The sequence below is a fragment of the Streptomyces sp. NPDC059456 genome (genome assembly GCF_042750055.1).
Lineage (GTDB): Bacteria > Actinomycetota > Actinomycetes > Streptomycetales > Streptomycetaceae > Streptomyces.
Map to the genome: position 1 here is coordinate 1 of NZ_JBHYVA010000850.1, position 3,156 is coordinate 3,156.

The window sequence follows — 3,156 nt, forward strand, 5'->3', positions numbered from 1 at the left end:
CAGACACCGCCCCCCCCCTAAAACAACCAACAATTTTGCGGGGGCCGCGACATTGGTGTATAACAGACCGCCCGCGGGGCAGCCCTGCCCCGTTGCGAGGCCCCGGGCCGCCCCGCGCCCTCGGCCAGGCCCGCCGGCGCGGGTCCGTACGCCCCGCAGCGCTCCACGCAGTCCGCGGCCACCGCCAGCAGCTCCCCCGTGCCCCGCGCCGACCCGCCGCCGGCCAGCAGCGGCACCAGGGCCTCCGCGAGCACCGCCCAGGTCGTGGCGTACGCACCGGTGGCGGCGGCGGTGCGCGCCGCCCCGGCCAGCCGGCTGGGCTTCACCGTGCCCAGACCGAGCAGTTCGGCCAGATCCCGCCCGAGCCTCGGGGCGTCCAGCTCGCCCCGGGCGGCGAGGAGCAGCAGCGCGTCCACCGCGGCGCGGCGGTCCCCGGCGTCGCGGGCACCGAGACCGGTGGCGACCGTCAGGTGCAGGGCCGGGCCCGCCGGTCCGCCCAGCTCCGCGAGGCGCGGAAGGGGCAGCGGCACTCCGGCGCCGCGCTCCCGGGCGGTGGCGCCCGCGGTCACCTCGGGCAGCAGCCAGGCCGCCTGGGTCTCGCGGTCCTCGGGCAGGACGGCCCCCTGGACGAGACCGCCGGCGCAGGCGGGCGAACAGCTGCGGGACCGCTCGGTGTGCGCCCGGCCCAGTCCGCGGAAGGCCGCGGGGAACTCCCGCCGCACGACGCACCGTTCGGCGGTCTCCAGCACGATGCGGCGGGTCGCGGGCGGGCGGGGCGGCCGGTCCCACCGGAGCGGACCGGCCTGCGGGACCGCGGCCGGGCCCACGGCCGGGACGGGGTCGGCGAAGGGGTCGGCGAAGGGGCCGGAGCGCGGTGCGGCGAGCGCGTCCGGGAACGGGTCCGTCACCCGGCGGTGCACCGCGGGCGGTTCCCCCGCACCTGCGAGCCAGGCCGCCAGCCGGTCCCCCTCGGCGGTGGCGAGCGCGGCCGCGGCGGGTACGGCCCCGGGGTCGCGCCGCACCCGCAGCAGCGCCTGGGCGAAGTCGGCTGGGCCGGGCTCGGCGCCGAGCCGCCGGTACGCGGCGAGCCGTACGACGAGCTCCTCGGGCTCCAGCGAACCCGTCTCCCAGGTGGGGGTGGCGAGGAGGAACGGCTGCGGGTCCGTGAGGATCCGGTGCGCGGCCTCGGTCAGCCGGGAGGCCGTCACGGCGCTCAGCGCGGCGTGGACGCAGTCGGGCCGGCAGCCGCCGTCGTGTGCGCCCCGTCCCGGCACCAGGTCCGGTGCGCGGACGCGGCCGAGGACGGCCGCGGCCATCAGGTCCAGCCCGGACAGCTGCCGCGGGTCCACCGGCCGGTCCCCCTCCGGATGCCAGCGGCGGCCGGCGAGGGCCGGGCGCAGGGCTCCGGCCAGGGCGGCACGGTCGTGGTGGGCGTGCCGGACCAGGCCGTCCAGGGCCGACTCGAAGGCGGCGGCGGTCGGCTCGCCGGCCGCGCCGGAGGCCGCGACCAGGGCGACGGTCGCGGCGAGCGTCAGGGGGCCGCGGGCGAGACGGCGGCGTACCGGCGCCGGGGGCAGGACCTCCTCGTACGCCGGCTCCGCGCAGGAGCCGGGAGCGGGCGCCGTGCAGGGCCCGAGCAGCTCCGCCGCGGCGCGCCGGTGGAGCGGACTCAACGCCTCGGCACGCAGGGCGAGTTCCCGGCGCAGCGCGCGGTCACCGGGCGGCAGGTACCTGACGACCAGTCCGAGGGCGCGCTCCTGGAGGGCGGTGTCCTCGTGCCCGAAGGCGACAGCCACGGCGGGCAGCAGGGTTCGCCGGGCCTCGGGATCGCGCCGTAAGGCCTGTCCGAGAAGGCCCAGTTGGGCACGTACGAGCTTCTTCTCCGGCCGGCGGAGCACCACGTCCGACATCTCGGCGAGCCGCTGGGCCGGAACCCCTCCCGCATCGACGAGCCGGACGAGCACCTGCTGGGCGTATCCGGCGAGCGGTGACGGCGCCCCGGCGGCCAGGGCGGTCCAGTCGGCCGTCCGCTCCCGTTCCTCGGCCGGGGTGAGTTCGAGGCGCGTGAGCATGGCGAGGAAGAACTTCAGCTGGTTCTGCCGGCCGCCCCGCCGCAGGCGCGCGACACAGCCGTCGACCAGGACGCGGCGTTCGACGATCCCCTCCTGCGCGAGCGCGGCGAGCTCGGACGGCCAGTGGTTGGGCGCCGTCGGATCGCTGCACCAGTGCAGCGCCTCGGGGGACTCGGCCGTCGCGAAGAGCAGGGGCACCAGCTCGCGTGCGTACGGATCCTGGCGCAGGGCGATCGAGAGCGGGTTGTGCGTGGTGCGCGCGCGGTCCATGGTGAAGATGGACCGCACCCAGCCGTGGACGAACGCGTCGGTCGTCGGCACGGGGCAGCCTGCGCGGCGCACCAGCTCCCTGATGAGCGGATAGTCCTCTTCGGCGGTCCCGGTGCGCTCGGCGAGGCGGTGGGCGAGTTCGCCGAGCCAGCGGGGGTCGCGGTCGGCGAGCACGCCCAGCAGCGGCTCGGTGGGGAACTCCTGCCCCTCGCGCAGATCGTGTGCGCCGATCCAGGAGGCCGCCGGGGACGCGCCGGTGTGGCAGCCGGCGCCGGCGACGAGCAGGGCGGAGCGGATGCGGTCGCGTTCGCGCCATCGGCTCCAGTCCCAGCCGCGCATCTCGGCGCGCAGGTGGGCGAGCCGGGCGAGCAGCTCCTGGCGCTCGGGCGCCGTCAGCGGCCCCAGCAGGCCGGGCAGCAGACCGGTGCGGCCTTCGCGGACCGCGTCGAGTATCGGGTTCATGGCGCCCTTCCGGCGTGGGGAGGCAGTGGTCACGGTGAGGCGGGTCGACGGCGGCCGCACGCCGCGCCGGGCTCCACGGGCGAGCCCGGCGGCCACGGTAATCCGGCCCGGCCACGCCCGGCGCGGGCGCGGCCCGCCGCTGGCCGATTCACGGCCCTGGTCGGCGTGTTCACCCGGAGGCGACGGCGGCCGCGCCCGTCCGGGTCCGGGTGGGTGCGTGCCGGGCGGAGGGGGCGCGGGCGGCGAGCGGCCGGGGTGGTGGCGCTCGGCGTGCCGGGAATCGTAGTGCGGGTGGCGCCGCCCCACACACAGCCGCCCGGAAACGCGTCAACAGTGCCCGACCGCCAAACAC

General features: G+C 78.2%; 1 protein-coding gene. It reads right to left on the reverse strand.

The genetic code is table 11. The annotated features are described in order from the left end of the window. Positions 1 to 17 precede the first annotated feature (17 nt). The gene (locus ACFXA3_RS39525) at positions 18 to 2,804 is read right to left on the reverse strand and encodes a DUF6493 family protein (protein WP_385195763.1); all 2,787 of its coding nucleotides are present in this window, start codon (positions 2,802 to 2,804) and stop codon (positions 18 to 20) included. Between the last annotated feature and the right edge of the window lie 352 nt (positions 2,805 to 3,156).